The 12,935-nt window shown below is 76.8% G+C and carries 7 protein-coding genes; 1 reads left to right on the top strand and 6 read right to left on the bottom strand.

The window, feature by feature from the left end; genetic code table 11:
- Positions 1-19 precede the first annotated feature (19 nt).
- The 6 genes from ABD223_RS08800 to ABD223_RS08770 all read right to left on the bottom strand — a co-directional run bounded on the left by ABD223_RS08800 (position 20) and on the right by ABD223_RS08770 (position 11,546).
- The gene (locus ABD223_RS08800; RefSeq protein ID WP_425563943.1) at positions 20-967 is read right to left on the bottom strand and encodes a cold-shock protein; all 948 of its coding nucleotides are present in this window, start codon (positions 965-967) and stop codon (positions 20-22) included.
- 418 nt (positions 968-1,385) lie between these two features.
- On the bottom strand, positions 1,386-3,260 hold the full coding sequence (locus ABD223_RS08790) for a hypothetical protein (protein WP_344035501.1): 1,875 nt from the start codon (positions 3,258-3,260) through the stop codon (positions 1,386-1,388).
- Positions 3,261-3,279: 19 nt separating this feature from the next.
- Positions 3,280-4,428: a VWA domain-containing protein gene (locus ABD223_RS08785; protein ID WP_344035500.1), complete on the bottom strand. Its 1,149-nt coding sequence runs from the start codon at positions 4,426-4,428 to the stop codon at positions 3,280-3,282.
- Positions 4,429-4,469: 41 nt separating this feature from the next.
- Complete coding sequence (locus ABD223_RS08780) at positions 4,470-6,779, bottom strand: DUF5682 family protein (RefSeq protein WP_344035498.1); 2,310 nt, start codon at positions 6,777-6,779, stop codon at positions 4,470-4,472.
- Positions 6,737-7,813, bottom strand: coding sequence for an ATP-binding protein (locus ABD223_RS08775; protein WP_344035496.1), 1,077 nt, complete (start codon positions 7,811-7,813; stop codon positions 6,737-6,739). The genes ABD223_RS08780 and ABD223_RS08775 overlap by 43 nt, the downstream gene beginning before the upstream one ends.
- Before the next feature lie 82 nt (positions 7,814-7,895).
- Entirely contained in the window at positions 7,896-11,546 is a 3,651-nt protein-coding gene (locus ABD223_RS08770; RefSeq protein WP_344035495.1) for a DUF4132 domain-containing protein, read from the bottom strand.
- A gap of 84 nt (positions 11,547-11,630) precedes the next feature.
- On the opposite strand from ABD223_RS08770, the gene ABD223_RS08765 reads away from it, so the two are divergent.
- The gene (locus ABD223_RS08765) at positions 11,631-12,932 is read left to right on the top strand and encodes a CoA transferase (RefSeq protein ID WP_344035494.1); all 1,302 of its coding nucleotides are present in this window, start codon (positions 11,631-11,633) and stop codon (positions 12,930-12,932) included.
- Positions 12,933-12,935 lie beyond the last annotated feature (3 nt).

The following is a 12,935-nucleotide window of genomic DNA, read 5'->3' as shown; positions in this document are numbered from 1 at the left end:
CATCGGTGGGGCCGCCTCTTCAGAGGCGTTCGATGCGGTCGGCCTGCGGGCCCCGGTCGCTCTGACGCACCGCGTACCGGACCCGGTCACCCTTCTGCAGCGGCTCCGACCCCATGATCACGGACACGTGGGCGAAGAGATCGTCGCCGCCTGCGTCCGGGGTGATGAAGCCGAAGCCGCGGTCGCCGTCGTAGCGCGCGACGACGCCCTCGCCGCCTCGTACGGGCACGTCCCGCGCGGCCGGCCCTGCGGCCGCGGCAGGTGCCGACCGCTGCGGCGCCGTCTGGGGCTCGGCGCTCCGGACCAGGTGCACGTCGCGGGCCTGCGGGCCCTTGTTTCCACTAGCCACCTCGTAGGCGACGCGGTCGCCCTCCGCGAGCCACGTCAGCCCCTCGGCCAGGGCCCGGGCGTGAACGAAGATGTCCCCGGCGCCGGAGTCGGGGTTGATGAAGCCGAAGCCCTTGTCCTCGTCGTACCAGGCCACCGTGCCGTCGGCACCGTCCGAGATACCAGCCGCAGCGGGTGAGCCGGCCCCTGCTCCCAGCGGGATCACGTGCCCGGCCTGCGGGCCGCGCTCGCCTTCGACGATCAGGAATGCCACCCGCTGCCCCTCGGTGACCACGCCGCCGGTCACGATGGCGGAGCTGTGCACGAAGATGTCGGCGCCGCCGCCGTCCGGCGACGCGAAGCCGTACCCCTTGCCCGGCTCGTACCAGTTGACGGTGCCGAGCAGGCCCACGGCGCTGCCGGTGGCCGCATCGGCGGTGACGCGAACGCGCAGCGCCTGGGGCCCGCGGTCGTTCTCGCCGACCTCGAACACCACGGCCTGACCCTCGCGGAGCACTTTCGCGCCGCCGTCCTCGACGATCTCGGAGGCGTGCACGAACACGTCCGGCGAGCCGTCCTCGGGCGCGAGGAAGCCGAAACCACGTTCGGCGTCGAACCAACGGACGGTCCCTTGCGGCATCAAAGGCTCCAGGTCGAGAGGGCGGGCACTGGCCCCCAGTCTCTCTGACGGACTTCCGGTCCGTCGGGCCGGGTCCACGGGCGGGCGGTGCGGAGCCAGGGGCGGGCCGTTGGTTCACCTAGCGACACGCCGAGTTTTGAGACCAGGTCTTAGCCGCGGTTGGTGATCGCGAGGAGGTCTCGGGTGAGGGGGACACGCGTGGTTCGGCGGGGCGGGGTCGAGGGCTGAGGGGCTGGGCGGCGCTGAGGGCTGAGGGGCTGGGGGCTCGGGCGGTCGGGCGCGAGGGGCGGCAGGCGGAGGTGTGGTGGCGCGGAGGGCGGTTCGGCCACCTCGGTCGCCTCCGAGGTGGCCGGCGTGTGGCTCGACCACCCGACCGCGCGGTGTCTCGCGCGCGGGGCCTTGCGGGCTCTCGTCCGGCTCAGCGGCGTTCGGCGGTGACCACCAGCCTCAGGTGGGCCCGGCGCCAGGTGTCCGGCGTCGGGTCGTCGGCGAACGCGGCCACCAGGTCGCCCGCGGCCACCAGGCCGAGGCGGCGCAGGTCGTGCGCCGCGCGGCGGGCGCGGTCGAGCAGGGGCGGCGCCAGGTGGCGCAGCCCCCGGTGGGCCGCTTCGGCGCACAGCGACAGCGCACCGTCCACAACGGACGTCAGCGGGTCCGGGGTCGGTGCGTCGCCCGGTTCCAGCGCGGCCGTGCCCGTGGCCAGGTCCGGCACCACCACGCCGTCGGGGGTGAGGACCGCGATCGGGTCGACGACCAGGCCGCCACGGGACCTCCGGACCTCGCCGCTCACGTGCGTCGCCACCGGCAGGGCGCGGGCCAGGGCGTCGAGTGCCGCGGGGCAGTGGGCGCGGTGGGTCGCGCGGACCGACGCGGTGGCGCCCGACCCGTCGACGAGCACGGCGTCGAGCCGTTGCGCGCCCGGGTGGTAGGTGATGCGCCCCACCTCCGCCACCTCGACCACCCGGACCAGCTCGGCGGCCACGCGGGGCCGCACCACGCGCGGCGGCAGGTCGTCCCACTCCCGTTCCGCGGTCGCGAAGTCGCGGATCACGAGGTCGTCGGGCAGCGCCTCCCACGCGGCGCCCAGCGGCGTGACCGACGTGCTGGACGCGCGGCCCGACACCCGCACCAGGCGGCCCGCGCTGCGGGTCGCCGACTCGGACACCACGTTCGACGCCGCCAGGGCGGCCAGGGACGTGCCGCGCACCCGCCGTCCGGCCAGGTCGTGGCCCGTCGGGTGCTCGCCCTCGGCGACCGGCCACCGGTGCCGCAGCACCAGCGCCGCGCCGCCGTCGGCGAAGAACAGCTCGGCCGTGCGGTCCTCGGACGTCGCGCGCACGCGGCACCCCAGGGACGTCAGCCGGATCCGGCGCAGCGGGGTCTCGGCGGGCTCCTCCACGCCGAGCACCTGCGACCGCGGGCCCGTGGCCCGGCTCCGGGCGTGCAGCTCGGTGATCAGGTCGGCCACCCGCGCCGGGTCGTGGTGCGCGCTGCGCTCCCGGTACGCCCGCAGCTGGTCGACCAGCTCGGCCACGGCCAGGGCGGGCCAGTGCAGGCGGGCCGCGACCAGGTCCGCGCGGGCCCGCTCCAGGGCCGCCTCGAACACGGGGCCCGAGGCGGCCGCGCCGTCCAGCAGCAGCGCGGAGGCCAGCTCCGGCACCGGCCCGAGACCGCCGTCCGGGGCCCGCCCGCCCAGGTCGAACCGCACGACGTCGTCGACGAGGCCCCGTTCGTCCGCCTCGCGGAACGCCCACACCGCGAGCACCGTCCACTGGTCGCGCGCGGACGCCGCGGCGTCGGTGTGCGCGTACCCGAGCTCGCCGGGCACCAGGAACCGCACCGTGCACGACGGCAGCTCGGCCGTCGCCACCGGGTCGGCCGCGGTGGGGCGGCGCAGCCGCACGGGCACGCCCGACGCGCGCAGCCGGCGGGCCGCGGTCAGCACCCGCTCGCCCAGCAGCTCGCGCAACCGGTCGTCGGTGACGTCGCCCGGCGACCACGGCGTGAAAACCGCCGTTGCCCCGTGCCGCCGCTGGTAGGCGAGCACGACCGCCACCCGGTGCCGGCACACGCCCGTCGCGCCGCACGTGCAGCCCGCCCGCTCCAGGCCCACGCCCGGCGGCAGCGTCGCCACCACGCCGTCGGCGAACCGGCCCGCGACGGCGCCGCCGTCGACCTCCAGCGCCGGTCCCGCGCCCGCGTCCAACTCCTTGGCCGCCCGCTTCACCAGCCCCCGGTTGGCGAGCGCCGCCAACGCGTCGGCGGTCAGCGACAGCAGGTCCGCGCGCGTCACGCCGGCCTCCCGCGGCGCATCAGCCCATCCTCTCCGCGACGAACTCCACCAGCTCGCCGGGCGTCATCGCGCCCACGTGCGCGCCCGCGTTCGCCAGCCGCTGCGCGAGGTCCCGGTCGTAGACCGGGTTGGCGTCCTCGTCCAACGCCGCCAGCCCCAGCACCTGCGTGCCCTGCTCGACGAGCCCGCGCACGGTCCGCACCAGCCGGTCCGCGTCGCCGCCCTCGAAGAAGTCGGTGATGACGACGACGATCGCCCGCCTCGGGTTCTCCACCAGGGCGGCGGCGCAGTCGACCGCGCGGGCGATGTCCGTGCCGCCGCCGAGCTGCACCTTCATCAGCAGCTCGACCGGGTCGGTGACGTCGGAGGTGAGGTCGACGACGTCGGTGTCGAACGCGATGAGGTGGGTCTTCAGGCCCGGCAGGCCCCACAGGCACGACGCGGTGACCGCCGAGTGGATCACCGAACCGGCCATCGAGCCCGACTGGTCCACCACGAGCACCAGCTGCCGGCGGTCGACGTGCCGCCGCGTGCGCGAGGTGAACCGGGGCCGCTCGATCAGCAGCCGCCGGTGCTCGGGCTGGTAGTGGGCGAGGTTCGCGCGGATCGTGCCGCGGAAGTCGAAGTTCCGGGCCAGCGCGAGGTTGCTCGGCCGTCGCGACCGGGCCCCGGCGAACGACCGCCGCACCTCCCCGGCCAGCTTGCGCACCAGCTCCCGCACCACGGCCTCCACGATGCGCCGGGCCTGGCCGAGCACCTCGGGGTTCATCAGGTGCTTGGTCCGCAGCACGGCGCGCAGCAGCGCCGGGTTCGGCTCGATCCGCTCCAGCACCGCCGGGTCGGTCACCACGTCGGTGATGTCGTAGCGCTCGACCGCGTCCCGCTCCAGCCGCTCCACGGTCTCCTTCGGGAACAGCCGGTGCACGTCGTCCAGCCAGTCCACCGTGGTCAGCACGGAGTCGCCGGAGCCGCCCTTGCGCACGCCGCGCTCGGCCAGGTCGGGGTCGCGCCCGTACAGCCACTCCAGGGCCGCGTCCCGCCGCGCCGCCTCCACGGACAGCGGCCCGCTCGCCCGCGACGCGGGTTCGCCGAGGATCAACCGCCACCGCTCCAGGTCGTGCACGCCGGAGCTGCTCATCCCGGAGCTGTTCATCCCGGGGCCGCTCATCCCAGGGCCGCTCATTCCGGGGCCGCTCATTCCGGGGTCGTTCATGACAGGCCCTCCCGCGCGAGCACCCGGTCCACCTTCTCCTCCAACGCCCGCACCTCGGCGACCAGCAGGGGGTCCACCGGCGTCCGCAGCAGCGCCCGCGCGGATCCCCGCGCGCCGCGCCGGGCGAGCAGCGCCGACGCGATCACCTCGCGTTCGGCGGGCGGGAAGTGCGCGAACGCTTGGCGCAGCGCGGGGAGCGCCACCAGGAAGTCCTCTTCGGACAGTTCGCCGACGACCTCGTCCAGCACGCCGACCACGGACCCGTCCGAGACGACCTCCTGCCGGGCGAGCGCGAACAGCCCCGTCAGCCAGTCACCGAGGACGGCCGGAGCCGCCATGCCGCGCACCGCACCGGCCGCACCGGCGCCGCCCGCGCCCACCGGCGCCCCACCGCCCAGCGACCAGGCGAACCCGAGCGCCGCGCCCCGCAGGTCCGGTGGCGCGGCGGGAGCCGCCGCCACCCGCCGCATCACCTCCACCGCCCGCTCGCGGTCCGCGGTCAGCACGTCCGCCGCGTGCACGAGGGCGTCGCGGGCGCCCACGAGCGCCCGCAACCGACCCGGCTCGGCCGGCGCGGGACCGCCGCGCAACCCCTCCGCCAGCCACAGCACCCGGTCCACCGCGGCGTCCAGCACCTCGGCGAGCACCGGGCTGCCCGCCGTGCCCAGCAGCCAGTCGTGCCGCCACAGGCCCAGCACGTCGGTCAGCACACCGCCCAGCGGGTCGAGGGAGCCCGCCGCGGCCACGCCCCGCGCCAGGGCGGCCGTGACCCGGCCCGACACCTCGTCGATCCCGCACAGCGCCGCGTCGAACAGCACCCCGGCCAGCCCGGTCACGTCCGCGCCCGGCGCCCGGTCGCGCAGCACCGCGCCGGCGGCCTCGGCGAGCGTCGCCCCGTGCGCCGCGGCCTCCAGCAGGGCGGACTGCCGGTTGCCGTCCGGGGCCGGCTCCCAGCGCTCCTCCGCGACGGTGGTCCCGCCGGACGCCCCGGAGCGGCGGCGGAAGCCCGGCACGCCGAGCACGCGCAGCCGGTGCAGGACCCGGCTGCGCTCCAGGTCGCGCGGGTCGGTGAGACTCAGCTCGACCGGGTCACGGCCGTCGAGGCCGAGGCGGGCCAGCTCCGCCTCGACGTCCGCGACCAGCGGTGGCGCCGGGGTCGCCGGGTGCAGCCGGCCCACCCGGTCGCCGCTCAGCGCCGCCACGACCTCGACCAGGGCGGGGTGCGTGCCGGGGGCCAGGGGACCGCGCACCGACCACGGCGGCGGCTGGGGCAGGTCCTCCGACACCAGGGCGCTGACCAGGCCGTCGAGCACGTCGACCCGGGCCGGGTGCTCGTGGCCGCGCAACCGGGCCAGGCCGGTGGCCTGGGCTCGGGCGGCGATCAGGTCGGCGGTCGACACCGGCTGCCGCCGCGCCCGCAGCCGCGTCACGACCGACTCGACCAGCGCGGCCGCCGCGCCCTCCGGGCCGTCGGTCCACAGCCGGTCGTAGTAGGCGGGCGACGGCATCCCCGACTCGTAGCCGGTGAAGGCGTCCAGCCGCCGGTGCGAGTACGGGACCAGGTGGCTTGAACCGGTCGAGCCCGGTGGGGGAGCGGGCACCTCGGGCCACCCGTGCCCGCCGCCGCCGGAGGCGAGGGCGCGCAGCGCGGGGGTGTGGAACCCGCCGGTCACCACGACCACCGGCCGGTCGCCCGCGTCGGCCACCGCCGCCCTCACCCACGCGGCCATGTGCTCCTCGCGCTCCGCGTCGGCGTCGCCCGCCGCGGTGTCGCCGCGCACCAGGTCGAAGTACGCGGTCAGCCGCTCGGCGAGCCCGGTGGGGTCGGCGACCTCCACCAGGTGGTCCCACAGCGCGTCCACGTTGTCCACGGCGAACTCGCGGCACAGCCGGTCCACGACCTCCGCGTACCGCAGCTCGGCGTCGGCGTACCGGTTGCCGCGCTCGGCGAACGCCGGGTGCCACGCGGGCAGGTCGATGAACGACACCCGCGCGCCGACCTCGCGGCCCCCGGTGAGCGCCACCCACTCCGGCGAGTGGTCGCAGAACGGCGTCCACGAGGCGTGCGAGCGCCGCCCGTCGCGGTGGTGGGTGAAGATCGCGATCGGCAGCTCGTGGCCGAGCAGCAGCTCGTCGAGCCGGTCGTTCACGTCCGCCGGGCCCTCCACCAGCACGTGCGCCGGTCGCAGCGCCGCGATGGTCTCGCGGACCAGCCGGGCGCACGCCGGGCTGTGGTGGCGCACGCCGACGAAGACCGCGCCCATCAGCCCGGCAGCAGGTGGCGCGCCCGGTGCAGCGCCCGCCACTGCTCCCCGGTGCGGCGCGGCACCTGCTGCTCCAGGTAGCGGCGCAGCCGGGCCAGGTCGTCGGCGTCGTCCTTCGCCGCCGTGCCGGCCAGGCACTCCACCACGTCCGCGGGCGTCCCCGGCTCGCCGCGCAGGTACCAGCCGCGCAGGCCGACCGCGTGCGCCACGGACACCGCCTCGGCCGTGCTCATCACGGTCGACAGCCGGTCCGCCGGCTGCCCCGCGCCGCGCAGGTCGCGGAACGTGCGGACCAGCACCTCCAGCACGTCCCGGCGCGGTGGCACGCCCACCCCGGACCGCTCCAGCAGGCGGGTCGCCTCCTGCTCGACCAGCTCCAGCTCGGTGCGGAAGTCCGCGATCGGGAACACCGTCTCGAAGTTGAACCGCCGCTTCAGCGCCGCGCTCATCTCGTTGACGCCCCGGTCGCGGGTGTTGGCGGTGGCGATGACGGCGAACCCGTCGCGGGCGAACACCATGCCGTCCGGGCCGGGCAGCTCGGGGATCGCGACGACCCGCTCGGACAGCAGCGACAGCAGGCTGTCCTGGACCTCCAGCGGGCAGCGGGTGATCTCCTCGAACCGCACCACCTTGCCCTCGGCCATGCCGCGCAGCACCGGCGCGGGCACCAGCGACCGCCGGGACGGGCCCTCCGACACCAGCAGCGCGTAGTTCCACGAGTACTTGATCTGGTCCTCGGTGGTGGCCGCGCCGCCCTGGACGGTCAGGGTCGACTCGCCGCTCACCGCCGCCGCGACCAGCTCGGACAGCAGCGATTTCGCGGTGCCCGGCTCGCCGACCAGCATCAGGCCCCGGCTGGTGGCGAGCGTGACCAGCGACCGGTCGACCAGCGACGGGTCGCCGACGAACTTCCGGCTGATCCCCGCCCGCTCGTCGCCGAGGACGAACCGCCGCGCGGCCGACATGCTCAGCGCCCAGCCGGGCGGTCGGGGAGCCGGGTCGTCCTCGCGGAGGCGGGCCAGCTCGTCGGCGAACCGCACCTCGGCGGGCGGGCGCTGGAGCCGCGGGTCGGTCATCTCGGGCACTCCTGGTCGTGGGGCGGGTCGGTCAACCCGTCAGGGCGGTGGACTCGTCAGGGCCGTCAACCCGTCAAGGCCGTCAACTCGTCAGGGCGGTGAACTCGGCCAGCACCTCGGAGGCCGTCACGGCGTCCAGCTCGCCGAACGCCCGGTCACCCCGGGCGTGCCAGTCGCCGCGGCCGGAGCCGTCGACCCAGATCTCGGTGAGCTTCTGCTCCGGGAACTCGTGCGGCACGCCGACGACGATGCCGGGCTCCAGGTTGACCACGATCGCCGCGCCACCCGCCAGCGGCCTGAGGATCCAGCACTCGACGCCCGCGTCCTGCGGCTGCCCCCGCTCCCATCCCCGCTTGGTCAGGCCCAGCAGCCTGCCCACCGGCACCACCGAGCCCTCGAAGCGCTCCAGCCTCCGCGCGCGCCGCTCCCGCTCGTCGAGCGCGTGCACCGCCCGGCCCAGCTGCGGGAACGGCTGGAGGATCTCGTAGTCCGCGAACACCTCCGACCACGCGGCCAGGTCGTCGCCGAGGCGCAGCGGGTGCGCCACGCCGACCCGCGCGTCGTCGGGCAGCTCGAAGGCGTCGTCGGACGCGTCGGCGAACGTGCGGTCCTCGGCGACGCGGAACGACGCGCCGCCGTCGGTCACCCACACCAGCCGCCGCACGACGTGCCACAGCAGCGGGTGGCCCGCGAGCAGGGTGCGGAACTCCGCCGCGCTCCACCGGCGGCCCAGCACCATCGCCAGCTCCAGCCGCTCGACCTGGTCGGCGGCCACGGTCCGCACGTCCTTCTTCAGCGCGGCGAACCGCTTGTGCTCGTCGACCGCCTTCTCGTCGTCCTTCGCGCCCGGCTTGGGCAGGTCCTTGCGCCGCTTGCCGTCCTCATCGAGCACGTACGGCTTGAGCTGCTCGTCGAACCCGACGGTGAACCGGCGCGGACCGTAGTCGACCACCAGCGTCGCCGCGTCGTCCAGGCCGAAGTCGGGCACCAGCCGGTCGGCCAGCTGCTCGGCGGTCAGCCCGAGCTGCTCGGCCACGGCCGCGACCTTCTCCTGGGCCCGCTGCTTGAGCGCCTTGAACTTCGCCTTCCGCGCGATGCCGTTCAGCGACACCAGCGCCAGGTCGGTGCCGATCGCGGCCAGCACGTCCAGGCCGGCGACGGCCCTGGCGTGCTGCGACTCGCCGGGCCACGCCCTGATCAGCGGCACCAGCAGCCGCACCGTGTCGTCGTCGCCGAGCACCCCCTGGGCGGTGAGCGCCCAGGAGTCCTTGGCGGGCGCGCCGACGGCCGTCCACAGCCGGAACAGCTCCCGCCCGAAGCGCGCCAGGGACGCGGGCTCGCAGACCTCCTCGACCACGGCGACGCCCGCGTACGGCGCGTCCGGCTTGGACAGCGCGAGCACGGTCAGCAGGTGGCGCACGGAGTCGCGCGGCAGCGCCAGGCCGGTCTTCCTCGCGATCACCTGCGGCAGCACGGCCGGGTCCGCCCAGGGACCGGGCACGGGGATCTTCGCCGGCAGCACGGTCAGCGGGTCGGCCGACAGCAGCTGCCCGACCGCGCGCTCCGCCTCCGGCCCCTGCTCGCGCGCCGCTTCCCGGGCCTCGTCGGGCACGAGCCGCAGCACCGACTCCGCCGCGTGCCGCGCCGGGCCGACGGGACCGACCGCGGCGGGCAGCAGCAGCCGGGCCGCCGCCGCGGGGTGGCGGCGCACCCACGCCACCGCCGCCGGGCGCGCGGACTTCAACCGCGCCAGCCAGTCCGCCACCACCTCGGCGACCTCCCGCGACACGAGCGGCTGGACCAGCTCGGCCGCGCTCGCCGAGTACCCGGCCGCCACGATCGGCGCCAGCTTGTCGAGCGCGTCGACCCCGAAACGCGCGGCGATCGCCCTGGCGACGCCCTCCGACTCCCACGGCGTGCCCGGCTCCCACCGCGCGAGCAGCGGGCGCACCACCGCCTCGGGCCCGTTGAACATCAGCGCCATCCGCCCGAACCAGGGCAGCCTGCCGCCGAGGAACTCCTCGGCGGTCCGCGCCCAGTCGCCCGACCGGAACCGGTGGTAGCGGGCCCGCCCCTCGGCCAGCCACGACTCCCGCTCGCCCTCGGCCCACTCGACCGCCCGCAGGTCGGGCGCGGTGAGCCCCTCGACCACGACCGGCCGCACGGTCGTGCGCCCGCCCGCCCACGGCGGGTTCAGCAGCAGCTCGGGCAGCCCCTCGGCCGACGCCTCCACCAACCGCCCGTCCTCCTCGCGCACCCGCTCGACCGCGGCCCGCTCCGCGTCGGACAGCCCGATCCGGTCGGGCAGGTCGGGGTGGCGCTGGAGGTGGCCCCGGAACAGCAGGCGGGCGGTGTCGCCGGGCGCGCCCGCCAGCAGGCGCAGCGCCCGCACCGGGTACCGCCGGGACATCTCCAGCACGGCGGCCTGGACGCCCTTGCCGTCCAGGCGGCTCACCAGCAGGCCGAACGCCTCGTCGGTCGGCAGTTCGGCGAAGACGTCCAGCAGCGCCTTGCGGAAGTCCGCGCCCAGGTCCTCGTCGAGCAGGGGCGCCAGCACCGGGGCCACGGCCGGCCCGATGCCGTCGAGCACCGTGTGCAGCACGTCGGGGCTCATCAGCCGCCACCTCACCGGGTCGCTCGCCAGGGCGCTCCTCAGCTGCCCGGCCGAGTTCAGGGCGCACACGAGCGAGATCCAGTCGTCGACCGCGCCGCTCGCCTCGACCTCGGCGCACACCCGCTCCACCAGGTCGTGCCGGTGGGGCGCCAGGTAGGCGGCGGTGAACCGGGCCACCGGGTCGTCCAGGTAACCGTCCACGACGGACTGGACCGCCGCGTCGCCCGCGTCGTCCGCGTCCGCGACGAGTTCCCGCACCCGCGCGGCGACGACGCCGTGGGAGTGGTCCCAGCGCCGCCCCTGCCGGGGCTGGGCGAACCGGAGCGCGCGCGGCGTCTCCTGGAGACCGGAGCTGCGCCAGTGCACCTGCACCCGGCTCGCCTCCAGCGCCGCCCGCGCGGCGAACGCCAGGCCGTGCTCGACCGCCCACGCGTCGGCGAGCTCGGCCAGCACCTGCGACTGGGGGATGCCCTCGGCGGCGATGAGCTGCGCCACCGCGCCCGCGCCCAGCGGCGTGGCCTCACCGGCCAGGTAGGACCGCGCGGCCTCGGCGAGCCCGGCGTCGCCGGCGGGGTTGTCCAACGCCCGCGCAGACTTCGGCGGGAACGACCCGAGCGCCGCGCGCACCGACTCCACCGCGCCGCGGTCGGGCTCCGCCTCCCGCCGCACGTGCCCGTCACGCCTCGGGTGCACGTGCCGCCACCACTTGCGCGGCAGCGCGAACACCGACTCGTCGGGCAGCTCGCCGACCCCGGGCCCGGTGGTGGCCCCGGGGGAGAGGGACACGCCGGACGTGGTGGTCGGGCTGGACGTGGTGGTCAGGCTGGACGTGGCCGGGCTGGACGTGGCCGGGCCGGACGTGGCCGGGCCGGACGTGGCCGGGCCGGGCGCGGTGGTCGAGCCCGTCGCGGAGCCGGCCACCGCGCGGTAGCCCTTCTTCTCCTTCTGCGCCACCAGCTTCGCCACGTGCGCGGTCGCGGCGTCCTCGGAGGACAGCTCGGTGGCCTTCTGCTGACCCGACGAACCCAACCGCCCGAACCGGACGGTCACCACCGACCCGTCCCGGGACACCTCCCAGAACTTCGCGGAACCGCCCTCGACGAGTTCCCACCTGCGCACGTCACACCCCCTGCTCGACCAACTGCGGCGGACCCTACGCCGCAGGTCCGACAATCCCGACGCGCCGCCGGGCACACTGGTTCCGTGGACGCGGTCACCAGGCAGGTGTGGACGGCGCTCGGCGGCGCCGCCGGGGAGGTGTCCTACCGGGGCGCGGGCGACGTGCTGCCCGCCCGGCTGCCGGTGCGGGACGCGGCGCGCGCGACGGTCGGCGCGTGCTCGCTCGCGGCGGCCGAGCTGCTGGCGCTGCGCAACGGCGGGCCCACGCCGGACGTGGTGGTGGACGAGGGCGCGGTCGCCGTCGCGTTCACCAGCGAGCGGCACCTGCGGGTCGACGGTCGGGCCGGTGCGGCGTTCGCGCCGCTGTCCGGGTTCTGGCGCACCGCCGACGGGTGGGCGCGCACGCACGCCAACTACCCGCACCACCGCGAACGGCTGCTGAGCGCGCTGGGCGTGCCCGAGGACCGCGAAGCCTTGCGGCGGGAGCTGGCGACGCGGCGGGCCCTGGAGGTGCAGGAGACCGCGTACGCGGCCGGGGCGCTGGCCGTGGCGGCGGCGACCGGGCCCGACCCCGCCCGGCGTCCCCTGGTGGAGGTCCGGCGCACCCCCGGCGCCCGGCGCGCGCTGCCGCCGGCGGACCGCCCGGCGGACGGCGTCCGCGTCCTGGACCTGACCAGGGTGATCGCCGGCCCGGTCGCCACCCGCGCGCTCGCGTTCCTGGGCGCGGACGTGCTGCGGGTGGACAGCCCCCGGCTGCCCGAGGACCCCGACGCGCACGCCGACACCGGCATCGGCAAGCGCTCGACGCTGCTGGACCTGGACGACCCGGCCGACCGACGAGCGCTCGACGCCCTGCTCGACGACGCCGACGTGGTGGTCACCGGCTACCGGCCCGGCGCGCTCGACCGCCACGGCCTGGCCCCCGCGGCGCTGCTGGAGAGGCGGCCGGACCTGGTCGTGGCCCAGCTGTCCGCCTGGGGGCACGAGGGCCCGTGGGCGGCTCGGCGCGGGTTCGACAGCCTCGTGCAGGCCGCCACCGGCATCGCCGCGGTGGAGGGCGTCGACGGCGAACCGGGCGTGCTCCCGGCGCAGGCGCTCGACCACGGCACCGGCTACCTGCTCGCGGCGGCCGTGCTGCGCGGGCTGGCCGAACCGGGCGGGCGGCACGTGCGGCTGTCGCTGGCGGGCACCGCGTCCTGGCTCCTGCACGACGTCCGCCCGTCCACCCCCGAGGGCGAGCACGACCCGGGGCGGTGGCTCACCACGACCCCGTCCCCGTACGGGCCGCTGCGCCACGCCCTGCCGCCTGTGACCTGGGCGGGCGCGCCGACCACGTGGGACCGCGGCCCCTCCCGCCAGGGCTCCGACGAGCCCCGCTGGCGGTAGCGG

The organism is Saccharothrix xinjiangensis (assembly GCF_039527585.1).
Taxonomy (GTDB): Bacteria; Actinomycetota; Actinomycetes; order Mycobacteriales; family Pseudonocardiaceae; genus Actinosynnema; species Actinosynnema xinjiangensis.
Note: the sequence above shows the minus strand (reverse complement) of the source record. Positions and strands in the feature narration are given on the sequence as shown.

Excerpts from the sequence above, each read along its gene's own strand:
- ABD223_RS08785 (WP_344035500.1), bottom strand. The coding sequence starts at position 4,428 with ATGAGCGGCCCCGGGATGAACAGCTCCGGGATGAGCAGCTCCGGCGTG.
- ABD223_RS08775 (WP_344035496.1), bottom strand. The coding sequence starts at position 7,813 with ATGACCGACCCGCGGCTCCAGCGCCCGCCCGCCGAGGTGCGGTTCGCC.
- ABD223_RS08800 (WP_425563943.1), bottom strand. The coding sequence starts at position 967 with ATGCCGCAAGGGACCGTCCGTTGGTTCGACGCCGAACGTGGTTTCGGC.